Origin of the sequence: Streptomyces himastatinicus ATCC 53653 (assembly GCF_000158915.1) — a bacterium.
Taxonomy (GTDB): domain Bacteria; phylum Actinomycetota; class Actinomycetes; order Streptomycetales; family Streptomycetaceae; genus Streptomyces; species Streptomyces himastatinicus.
The window spans coordinates 5,733,038-5,743,747 of record NZ_GG657754.1; the positions used below are offsets into that span (position 1 = coordinate 5,733,038).

Annotated in this window: 5 protein-coding genes; 4 read left to right on the plus strand and 1 reads right to left on the minus strand. The window is 70.1% G+C overall.

Annotation, left to right across the window (positions count from 1 at the left end):
- Positions 1–730: 730 nt before the first annotated feature.
- Positions 731–3,253: an ATP-dependent Clp protease ATP-binding subunit gene (locus SSOG_RS24310; protein WP_009716899.1), complete on the plus strand. Its 2,523-nt coding sequence runs from the start codon at positions 731–733 to the stop codon at positions 3,251–3,253.
- 577 nt (positions 3,254–3,830) lie between these two features.
- A complete protein-coding gene (locus SSOG_RS24315) occupies positions 3,831–5,006 on the plus strand; it encodes a macrolide family glycosyltransferase (protein ID WP_009716900.1) in 1,176 nt (391 codons plus the stop codon).
- Between the two features lie 61 nt (positions 5,007–5,067).
- Here SSOG_RS24315 and SSOG_RS24320 read toward each other — a convergent pair whose 3' ends face one another.
- Positions 5,068–6,891 carry a bifunctional metallophosphatase/5'-nucleotidase gene (locus tag SSOG_RS24320; protein ID WP_050799950.1) on the minus strand — a complete coding sequence of 608 codons (1,824 nt, stop codon included), beginning with the start codon at positions 6,889–6,891 and terminating at the stop codon, positions 5,068–5,070.
- 177 nt (positions 6,892–7,068) lie between these two features.
- Here SSOG_RS24320 and mshD point away from each other — a divergent pair, with 177 nt between their 5' ends.
- Together mshD and SSOG_RS24330 are read left to right on the plus strand one after the other, a co-directional pair.
- A complete protein-coding gene (gene mshD / locus SSOG_RS24325; RefSeq protein ID WP_039938576.1) occupies positions 7,069–8,001 on the plus strand; it encodes a mycothiol synthase in 933 nt (310 codons plus the stop codon).
- A gap of 276 nt (positions 8,002–8,277) precedes the next feature.
- Complete coding sequence (locus tag SSOG_RS24330; RefSeq protein WP_009716903.1) at positions 8,278–10,533, plus strand: RNA degradosome polyphosphate kinase; 2,256 nt, start codon at positions 8,278–8,280, stop codon at positions 10,531–10,533.
- Positions 10,534–10,710: the final 177 nt, after the last annotated feature.

Genomic DNA, 10,710 nt, shown 5'->3' on the forward strand with positions numbered 1-10,710 from the left:
CCAGCAGCCGCATCCAGGGGCCCTCCACCGCGACCGGACCGGTCCGCGGTACGCGCCGCAGCAGCGCGAAACCGGCGACGACCGGCAGCTCCAGTACGTCGAATGCCACCCCCGTGAGCAGCTCGACGGGACCGCTGCCGGTCGTCGGCCAGTTCAGCCCCCGTTCGTACCACCGCGCGCACCCCGGTGCGCCCTGTGCGGGTGAGCACGGTCCGGGGGCCGGGCGGTCCTGTGAGCGGCCGGACGGCGCCGTGGCGGTGGGGATCATGCCCAGAGAAACTGTCTCCCTCCCCGAAGGTTACGTCCCGTGGGCGGACAACCGCATGGCGTGATCGGATGGGGGCGTGCAGGGGCGGTGAACTGGCGCAAGGTTGTTCGCCCGTAGCGGAGGGAACCGGCCCGCCCGGCATGGAGTGTCCGTGCTTGCGGGTAAGACATCCCTAGTGGGAGGGGCGGTCCGCGTGTCGGGAGAAAGGGGCGTTCGCCATCGGCGTACTGACGGTGGGCGTATATGCCTGGCCTGCGGGAACATCGTCTCGCACCATCGGGTTGGAGCAGTTGTCGGCTGTTCGGGCAGGAGGCCATCTGCTGTGCACCCTGTGAGAGTGGGGTCGATCCGGACGGTTGTCGGCAGTTGGAATGAGCTGTCCCGGGTTGCGGGACTAGCATGCGGAAGGACAGGGAGGGGATCGTCCCCGATCTTTCTGACCGCTCTGAGGAGCGATTAACGATGTTCGAGAGGTTCACCGACCGCGCGCGGCGGGTTGTCGTCCTGGCTCAGGAAGAAGCCCGGATGCTCAACCACAACTACATCGGCACCGAACACATTCTCCTGGGCCTGATCCACGAGGGTGAGGGTGTCGCCGCTAAGGCCCTGGAGAGCCTCGGGATTTCGCTCGAGGCGGTCCGCCAGCAGGTGGAGGAGATCATCGGTCAGGGCCAGCAGGCCCCGTCCGGGCACATCCCCTTCACCCCCCGTGCCAAGAAGGTCCTGGAGCTGTCGCTCCGCGAGGCCCTTCAGCTCGGCCACAACTACATCGGCACGGAGCACATCCTGCTCGGCCTGATCCGCGAGGGCGAGGGCGTCGCCGCCCAGGTCCTCGTGAAGCTGGGCGCCGATCTGAACCGGGTGCGGCAGCAGGTCATCCAGCTGCTCTCCGGCTACCAGGGCAAGGAGGCCGCCACCGCCGGCGGCCCGGCGGAGGGCACTCCCTCCACCTCGCTCGTCCTGGACCAGTTCGGCCGCAACCTCACCCAGGCCGCCCGCGAATCCAAGCTCGACCCGGTCATCGGGCGCGAGAAGGAGATCGAGCGGGTCATGCAGGTGCTTTCGCGCCGCACCAAGAACAACCCGGTCCTCATCGGCGAGCCCGGCGTCGGTAAGACGGCGGTCGTCGAGGGCCTGGCCCAGGCCATCGTCAAGGGCGAGGTGCCCGAGACCCTCAAGGACAAGCACCTCTACACCCTGGACCTGGGTGCCCTGGTCGCCGGCTCCCGCTACCGCGGTGATTTCGAGGAGCGCCTGAAGAAGGTCCTCAAGGAGATCCGCACCCGCGGCGACATCATCCTGTTCATCGACGAGCTCCACACCCTGGTGGGTGCGGGTGCCGCCGAGGGCGCGATCGATGCCGCGAGCATCCTCAAGCCGATGCTGGCGCGGGGCGAGCTCCAGACCATCGGTGCGACGACGCTCGACGAGTACCGGAAGTACCTGGAGAAGGATGCGGCCCTGGAGCGCCGCTTCCAGCCCATCCAGGTCGCCGAGCCGTCGCTGCCGCACACCATCGAGATCCTCAAGGGCCTGCGGGACCGCTACGAGGCGCACCACCGCGTCTCGATCACGGACTCGGCCCTGGTCGCGGCCGCCACCCTGGCCGACCGCTACATCTCGGACCGCTTCCTGCCGGACAAGGCGATCGACCTGATCGACGAGGCCGGTTCCCGGATGCGGATCCGCCGGATGACCGCGCCGCCGGACCTGCGCGAGTTCGACGAGAAGATCGCCGACGTGCGCCGGGAGAAGGAGTCCGCGATCGACTCGCAGGACTTCGAGATGGCCGCGGGCCTGCGCGACAAGGAGAAGCAGCTCCTGGCCGCGAAGGCGAAGCGGGAGAAGGAGTGGAAGGCCGGCGACATGGATGTCGTCGCCGAGGTCGACGAGGAGCTGATCGCCGAGGTCCTGGCCACGGCCACCGGCATCCCGGTCTTCAAGCTCACCGAGGAGGAGTCCTCCCGGCTGCTGCGCATGGAGGACGAGCTCCACAAGCGCGTCATCGGCCAGAAGGACGCCATCAAGGCGCTCTCGCAGGCCATCCGGCGTACGCGTGCGGGCCTCAAGGACCCGAAGCGCCCCGGCGGCTCCTTCATCTTCGCGGGCCCGTCCGGTGTCGGTAAGACCGAGCTGAGCAAGACTCTCGCCGAGTTCCTCTTCGGTGACGAGGACGCGATGATCTCGCTCGACATGTCGGAGTTCAGCGAGAAGCACACCGTCTCGCGGCTCTTCGGCTCCCCGCCCGGATACGTGGGCTACGAGGAGGGCGGCCAGCTCACCGAGAAGGTGCGCCGCAAGCCGTTCTCCGTGGTCCTCTTCGACGAGGTCGAGAAGGCCCACCCGGACATCTTCAACTCGCTGCTCCAGATCCTGGAGGACGGTCGGCTGACCGACTCCCAGGGCCGGGTCGTGGACTTCAAGAACACGGTGATCATCATGACCACCAACCTCGGCACCCGGGACATCTCCAAGGGCTTCAACCTGGGCTTCGCCGCCCAGGGCGATGTGAAGACCGGCTACGAGCGGATGAAGAACAAGGTCAACGAGGAGCTGAAGCAGCACTTCCGGCCCGAGTTCCTCAACCGTGTCGACGACACGGTCGTCTTCCACCAGCTCACCGAGGAAGACATCATCCAGATCGTCGACCTCATGATCACCAAGGTGGACGAGCGGCTCAAGGACCGCGACATGGGCATCGAGCTCAGTGGCGTCGCCAAGAAGCTGCTCGCCAAGCGGGGCTATGACCCCGTGCTGGGTGCCCGGCCGCTGCGCCGGACCATTCAGCGGGAAATCGAGGACGTGCTCTCGGAGAAGATTCTCTTCGGCGAGCTGCGTCCGGGCCACATCGTGGTCGTGGACACCGAGGGCGAGGGTGAGGAGAAGAAGTTCACCTTCCGCGGCGAGGAGAAGTCGGCTCTGCCGGACACCCCGCCGATCGAGTCCGCCGCCGGTGGAGGCCCGAACCTGAGCAAGGACGCATAAGCGTCACCTTGTGAGCGGCTGAGGGGCCGCTGGACCGTTTCGTACGGTCCGGCGGCCCCTTTCGTCGTCCTGGCGCGCCCGCGGTCCTCTGTGGGCCTTCTCGGGCCGCTGCCGGGCCCGTGGCGATTTCCGCGGCGCGGCGTCCGGCGGCTCGGTGCGGCCGCCGACCAGTGGGCCGTGGCGGAAATGCCGCGCATTCGGTCTTGAAAGAACCGGTGCACGAAATGCGGAGGGCGGTCGGCGCCGGGGCGGGGAAGGGGCGCGGAAAGGGCCGCGGCATTTCCCGGGGCGGTTTGAGGGCGACGGCCCGCCGGGAGAGGGGGGGAGAACGGGCGGCCCGTCGCAGGGCCGACCCTAAGGCCGGGCGCTGAGGGATCGCTTATCGCGGGCTGAGTTCGCCGGGGCGGGCGCGAAAAGGGGAGGCGGCGGCGCGAACGGCCGGGGTAGCGTACGCCCATGGACTCGTTTCTTCAGATCTACGGCTGACACGCCGCACTCTCCAGCGCACCGGTGAGATCGCCGCTGCGCCGGTTCGTCGTGTCCCCATTCGCCGTAGACCTGAATCGAGTGATCTCTCATGTCCCGTCGCCGTGCCCATATCGCGATGGTCGGCATTCCTGCCATCAGCCACATCCTGCCCAGCCTCGAAGTCATCCGGGAGCTGGTGGCGCGCGGTCACCGCGTGACGTACGCCAATGACTCGTACCGGGCGGACGTCATCATGCCGACCGGCGCCGCATTGGTGCCGTACGGCTCGACCCTGCCCGTCGTCGACAACGACTGGCCCGAGGACCCCATCGCCGCGATGACCGTCTTCCTGGACGACGCGATCCAGGCGCTGCCGCAGCTGCGCGCCGCGTACGACAGCGACCCCGCCGACCTCTACCTCTACGACATCGGCGGGTACGCCGGGCGGGTCCTCGCCGAGGCGCAGGGGCGTCCGGCGGTGCAGCTCTCGCCGTCCTTCGTCGCCTGGGAGGGCTACGAACAGGAGGTCGTGGCGCACCTCATGGCGCTGCCGGGGGCCGACGCGTACCAGGCGAAGTTCGCCGCGTGGCTGGCCGGTTGCGGGGCCACGACCACCGACGTGAACGCCTTCTGCGGGCCGCCCGGGCGGGCGATCGCGCTGATCCCCCGGGCCATGCAGCCGAACGCGGACCGGGTGAACGAGGAGGTGGTCACGTTCGTCGGGCCGTGCCTCGGCGACCGCGCCGACCAGGGCCGGTGGGAACGCCCAGCGGACGCCGAGAAGGTGCTGCTGGTCTCCCTGGGCTCGGCCTACACCCGGCAGCCCGGCTTCTACCGGGAGTGCCTGGCCGCCTTCGGTGATCTGCCCGGGTGGCATGTCGTGCTCCAGATCGGCCGTTACGTCGACCTGGAGGAGCTGGGGCACGTCCCGGCAGGCGTCGAGGTGCGCCGGTGGGTGCCGCAGCTGGCGATCCTGGAGCGGGCCGACGCGTTCATCACCCACGCGGGGATGGGCAGCAGCGGCGAGGGCCTGTACTACGGGCTGCCCATGATCGCCGTACCGCAGGGGGCCGAGCAGCCGGTGAACGCCGACCGGCTCGTCGAACTGGGCGTGGCCCGCCGCGTCGACACGGCGGACGCGACCGCCGAGGTGCTGCGCGCCGCTCTGCTCGACCTCACCACGGACGGGAAGGTGGCCCGTCGGGCTGCGGACCTGCGCGACGAGGTGCGGGCCGAGGGCGGCACGGCGCGGGCCGCCGACCTGATCGAGGAGATGCTGGGCTGAGACACACCTGCGGCCCGGTCCGTAAGCCGGGCCGGGCCGCGGGTGGGTTCAATTCACGCGGTCACTTCACGATGGTGATGCGGTCCGCCTTCGGCGGGGTCAGGGGCGTGGACGCCGACGAGTGCGCGCCCAGGTAGGCGTTGAGCGCCTCCAGGTCGGAGGCGCCGACGAGCTTGTTCTTGCCGTCCTTGAAGGCGGGGAAGCCGTCGCCGCCGCCCGCGAGGAATTCGTTCATCGCGACGCGGTAGGTCTTGGCGGGGTCGATGGGCTCACCGTTCAGCTTCACCGTGCCGGTGACGATCCGGTCCTTGCCGGACTTGGTCAGATCGAGGGTGTAGGTCAGGCCCTTCGAGACCTGGAGGATCTTGGGGGACGCCTCGTTGGAGCCGCTGACCTGCTGCTGGAGCGCGGTGATGAGCTGGGCTCCGGTCAGGTCGATGACGTTCATCATGTTGGTGAAGGGCTGCACGGTGAACGCCTCGCCGTACGTCACCACCCCGTCGCCCTCGCTGCCGGACGCCTTGTAGGCGAGGTCGGAGCGGATGCCGCCGGGGTTCATGAGGGCGATCTGGGCGCCGCCCTTGTCGTCCGGGGCGAGCGCTTCGAGCTGGGCGTCGGTGATGACGTCGCCCAGCGGGGATTCGTACGCGCCCGAGCCGCGGCCGTTGATGTCGGCGGAGACATAGCCGACGGGCTTGCTCGCGATGGGGGCGGCGAGCTTGTTCCAGCGGCCGATGAGCGAGGTCATGTCGGCGGCCTTGGGCCGGTCGCGGTCGACCACGTGGTTCGCCGCGTGGGCGCCCTTCACCGTGGTGCGCACGATGTCGTTCGTGCGGCGGTCGTAGGTGAGGGTGGTGTCGGTGTAGAGGCGGCCGAAGGAGGCGGCGGAGGTGACGGTGCGCGGGGTACCGGAGGGGTCCGCGATCGTGCACGCGTAGGCCTGGTGGGTGTGGCCGGTGACCAGGGCGTCGACCTTCGGGGTGACGTTCTTGGCGATGTCCACGATCGGACCGGAGATGCCCTTGCCCGCGCCGCCGTTGTCGCAGTCGCCGTTGTACGCGGCGGAGGCGGGCTGTCCGCCCTCGTGGATGAGGGCGACGATCGACTTCACGCCCTTGCGCTGGAGCTCCTTGGCGTACTTGTTGATCGTCTCGACCTCGTCGTGGAACTTCAGGCCCTTGACACCGTCCGCGGTGACGACGTCGGGGGTGCCCTCCAGGGTGACGCCGATGAAGCCGACCTTCACGCCCTTGTGGCGCCAGACGGTGTACGGCTTGAGGATGGGCTTGCCGGTCTTGTCGTCGGTGACGTTGGCGGCCAGGTACGGGAAGGAGGCTCCCTTGAAGGTCTTGCCCTTCTCGTAGCAGCCCTCCTTGGGGTGGCAGCCGCCCTTCTGCATACGGGTCAGCTCGGCGCGGCCCTCGTCGAACTCGTGGTTGCCGACGGAGGTGACGTCGAGGTCGAGCTTGTTGAGGGCCTCGATGGTCGGCTCGTCGTGGAAGAGCCCGGACATCAGCGGGCTCGCGCCGATCATGTCGCCGCCGGCGGCGGTGACGGAGTACTCGTGGCCCTTGCGGGCCTGGCGCAGCGCGGAGGCGAGGTATTCGGCGCCCCCGGCCGGGATGGCCTTCGTGGTGCCGTCCGGCTGGGTTTCGGTGACGGTGCCGGAGGAGCCCTGCGGGGGTTCCAGGTTCCCGTGGAGGTCGTTGAAGGACAGCAGCTGTACGTCGACGGTGCGGCCGGGCCGGTGCCGCTGGGCGTCGGCCCCCTTGGCGTCGGCCCCCGCCGGGTTCGCGGCGGACAGCACCCCGGCGGCGGTGGCCAGCACCGCGACTCCGGTGGCCAACCGGCGTGCCGCTCCGCGCCGTTGAGGTCTCGCTGACATGTCGTCCCCTTGTGTGCCCCGTGGTGAGTGGTGGGCGGCAGCTTACGGTCAACGCGCGTAGCGGGGCAGGGGGATGGAGGTTACGAGCTGGTTGCCGGTGGTCAACCGGGTGACCCGGGCCGGGGGCGAGGAGTCCGGCGGCTTACCGGGGAAGGGGGCGGACGTACGCTCGGTCCCATGGATGACGTGGTGAACGAGACGGCCGGGGCCCGCCGGATCGAGGTGCTGGAGGAACTGGCGCCCGCAGTGGTCGAGGACGTGCTGCGGCTGATCGCCGAGTCCGCGCGCGCCGACGGGCAGCAGGCGGTGTCCGAGCAGGGGCGGTTGCAGCTGCGGGGCCGCCGGGAGGGGGTGCGCCATCTGGTGCTGCGCGAGCCCAGCGGGGAGCTGGTCGGCTACGCGCAGCTGGAGGACACCGACCCGGTGGAGGCCCCGGCCGCCGAGCTGGTGGTGCGTCCGGCGCACCGCGGCCGGGGGCACGGCCGGGCGCTGGGCGTGACGCTGCTGAAGGAGTCCGGGAAGCGGCTGCGGGTGTGGGCGCACGGCGGGCACGCCTCGGCGCGGCACCTGGCGCAGGTGCTGGGGCTGACCCTGTTCCGCGAGCTGCGCCAGATGCGGCGTCCGCTGGGCCCGCCGGACGAGCTGGGCATCCCGGAGCCCACGCTTCCGGAGGGCGTGACCGTACGGACCTTCCGGCCCGGTGAGGACGACGAGGCGTGGCTCGCCGCGAACGCCGCCGCCTTCGCCCACCACCCCGAGCAGGGCTCGCTCACCCAGCGCGACCTGGACGACCGCAAGGGCGAGGTGTGGTTCGACCCCGCCGGGTTCTTCCTGGCCGAGCGCACGGGCGAGATCGTCGGCTTCCACTGGACGAAGGTGCACGCCGAGGAGCGGCTGGGCGAGGTGTACGTGGTGGGGGTGCGGCCGGGCGCGCAGGGCGGCGGTCTCGGCCGGGCGCTGACCGCGATCGGGCTGCGGCATCTGGCGGCGCAGGGGCTGCCGACCGCGATGCTGTACGTCGACGCGGACAATTTCGCCGCCGTGTCCGTCTACGACCGGCTCGGGTTCGTCACCCACGAGACGGATCTGATGTATCGAACCGAGACCTGAGGGCAAGGAGTCAGGGGGTCCGGGAGGGGCCGGCCGGCCGGGAGAGACGGGGTTCTCCGGGCGGAACCGGAGGCTCCGGGAGGGGCGGTCGGGACTCCTGCGGGACGGGTCCCGATTTCCCAAACGCCATGTCTCCGTTACCGACGGTTCAATCTCGGTTGCAAGCATCACTGAATGCAGCCCGCTGTGCCCCACCCCTCGAACCGGAGGCTCCGTGCCGCTACCGCGCCGCCTTCCGCCACGCCGCGTGTCGTCGCGGCGCGGAACAATGAGGTCATGAACGAGTCCAGCGGTCAGGCACCGGTCCACGTCCCGCAGCCCCAGCACCAGCCGTCGGTCGGGTCCATCGCGGCGCACCGTCCGCACGCGGTCGCCTCCCCGCCCGTGCGGGCGCTGGATCCCGATCTCGACGCCGATCCGGATACCTACGAGGAAGAGGACGGCGGCACGGACGCGGACGGCACCGAGCTGCCCCACAACCGGTTCCTGGACCGTGAGCGCAGCTGGCTGGCGTTCAACGAGCGGGTGCTGGAGCTGGCCGAGGATCCGGCGACCCCGCTGCTGGAGCGGGCGAACTTCCTCGCGATCTTCGCCAGCAACCTGGACGAGTTCTTCATGGTGCGGGTCGCGGGGCTCAAGCGGCGCATCGCGACCGGCGTGGCCACCCGCTCCGCCTCCGGGCTCCAGCCCCGGGAGGTGCTGGAGCAGATCTGGACCCGGTCCCGCGAGATCATGGCCCGGCACGCCGCCTGCTACCAGCAGGACGTGGCCCCGGCGCTCGCCGAGGAGGGCATCCACCTGATCCGCTGGGCGGACCTCACGGAGAAGGAGCAGTCCCGCCTCTTCACCCTGTTCCGCCAGCAGATCTTCCCGGTGCTGACCCCGCTCGCGGTGGACCCGGCGCATCCGTTCCCCTATATCTCCGGGCTGTCGCTGAACCTCGCCGTGGTGGTCCGCAACCCGGTCAGCGGCCACGACCACTTCGCCCGGGTGAAGGTTCCGCCGCTGCTCTCGCGGTTCCTGGAGGCGTCCCCGCACCGGTATGTGCCGCTGGAGGACGTGATCGCGGCGCATCTGGAGGAGCTGTTCCCCGGTATGGAGGTGCTCGCGCACCACATGTTCCGGGTGACGCGCAACGAGGACCTGGAGGTCGAGGAGGACGACGCGGAGAACCTGCTCCAGGCCCTGGAGAAGGAGCTGCTGCGGCGCCGCTTCGGGCCCCCGGTGCGGCTGGAGGTCGAGGAGTCGATCGACCCGTACGTCCTCGATCTGCTCGTCCGCGAGCTGAAGGTCTCCGACGCCGAGGTGTACCCGCTGCCCGGCCCGCTCGACCTGACCGCGCTGTTCGACATAGCCGCCTCGGACCGGCCCGAGCTGAAGTACCCGAAGTTCGTCGCTGGCACCCATCGCGACCTGGCCGAGGTGGAGTCCGCCTCCGCGCCCGACATCTTCGCCGCGCTGCGCGAGCGCGATGTGCTGCTGCACCACCCGTACGACTCGTTCTCGACCTCCGTCCAGGCGTTCCTGGAGCAGGCCGCCGCGGACCCGGACGTCCTCGCGATCAAGCAGACGCTCTACCGGACGTCGGGCAAGTCGCCGATCGTCGACGCGCTCATCGACGCCGCCGAGTCCGGCAAGCAGGTGCTGGTGCTCGTCGAGATCAAGGCCCGGTTCGACGAGCAGGCCAACATCAAGTGGGCGCGCAAGCTGGAGGAGGCCGGCTGCCATGTGGTCTACGGCCTGGTCGGGCTGAAGACCCACTGCAAGCTGTCCCTGGTGGTCCGCCAGGAGGGCGACACCCTGCGCCGCTACGCCCACGTCGGCACCGGCAACTACCACCCCAAGACGGCCCGGCTGTACGAGGACCTGGGGCTGCTCACCGCCGACCCCAAGGTCGGCGCGGACCTCTCCGACCTGTTCAACCGGCTCAGCGGCTACTCGCGGCGGGAGAACTACCGGCGGCTGCTCGTCGCCCCCAAGTCGCTGCGCGACGGGCTCGTCACCCGCATCAACAAGGAGGTCACCCACCATCGGGCCGGGCGGCCCGCCTCCGTGCGGATCAAGGTCAACTCGATGGTGGACGAGGTCGTCATCGACGCCCTCTACCGGGCGTCGCAGGCCGGGGTGCCGGTCGACGTCTGGGTGCGCGGCATCTGCGCCCTGCGGCCGGGCGTCGAGGGGCTGTCGGAGAACATCCGGGTCCGCTCCGTCCTGGGCCGGTTCCTGGAACACTCGCGCGTCTTCGCGTTCGGGAACGGCGGTGAGCCGGAGGTGTGGCTCGGCAGCGCCGACATGATGCACCGCAATCTGGACCGCCGCATCGAGGCGCTGGTACGGGTCACCGACGCCGGCCACCGCGCCTCGCTCAACCGGCTGCTGGAGACCGGCATGTCCGACTCCACCTCCTCCTGGCACCTGGGCCCGGACGGAGGCTGGACCCGGCATGCGACGGACGCGGACGGACAGCCGCTGCGGAACGTACAGGAGATGCTCATAGACGCCCGGAGGCGACGGCGTGGTTCAACGACATGACCTGCCGCTGGTCGGGATTACCGGGGCCGGGCCCGGCCCCGGGCCCGGGGCCGCAGCCGTGGGTCCCGGGGGGTACGACATGACGAAGCGTGCGGCGGAGTCGTCGGTGGCGACGGAACGCAGCCCTGGTGGTCCCGCCACCGCGGGCGAGGTGCTGTCGGAGTACCTCCACGCCCA

Bases quoted from the DNA above. Each gene is read 5' to 3' on its own strand.
- SSOG_RS24310 (WP_009716899.1), top strand. From the start codon at position 731: ATGTTCGAGAGGTTCACCGACCGCGCGCGGCGGGTTGTCGTCCTGGCT.
- SSOG_RS24315 (WP_009716900.1), top strand. From the start codon at position 3,831: ATGTCCCGTCGCCGTGCCCATATCGCGATGGTCGGCATTCCTGCCATC.
- SSOG_RS24320 (WP_050799950.1), bottom strand. From the start codon at position 6,891: ATGTCAGCGAGACCTCAACGGCGCGGAGCGGCACGCCGGTTGGCCACC.
- mshD (WP_039938576.1), top strand. From the start codon at position 7,069: ATGGATGACGTGGTGAACGAGACGGCCGGGGCCCGCCGGATCGAGGTG.
- SSOG_RS24330 (WP_009716903.1), top strand. From the start codon at position 8,278: ATGAACGAGTCCAGCGGTCAGGCACCGGTCCACGTCCCGCAGCCCCAG.